The organism is Halomonas sp. SIMBA_159, from assembly GCF_046536035.1.
Lineage (GTDB): Bacteria > Pseudomonadota > Gammaproteobacteria > Pseudomonadales > Halomonadaceae > Vreelandella > Vreelandella venusta_A.
The window spans coordinates 1-245 of sequence record NZ_JAWJBT010001311.1; the positions used below are offsets into that span (position 1 = coordinate 1).

The window sequence follows — 245 nt, forward strand, 5'->3', positions numbered from 1 at the left end:
CAAGCTGTCCTGCACCATTGGAAAACGGGTGAGTTTTTGGCCGAAAGCATTGCGGCGTTCGGCATATTCCGCCGCCTCATCGAGCGCCCGCTTCATGATGCCGATCGAAGCAACCGCATTGCAGATGCGCGATAAATTCAACGCTTCCATCATATACTTCAGCCCATTTTCCGGATTCCCGAACACAAACGCCTGCGCGCCGTCGAATTCGACTTCACCGGACGGCACTGCCCGCACGCCGAGCT

1 protein-coding gene is annotated in these 245 nt (G+C 56.7%); it reads right to left on the bottom strand.

Translation table 11 applies throughout. The features are described from left to right. The coding region (locus R0J87_RS23505; RefSeq protein WP_498889397.1) for an acyl-CoA dehydrogenase family protein at positions 1-245 on the bottom strand (245 nt) is incomplete at both ends.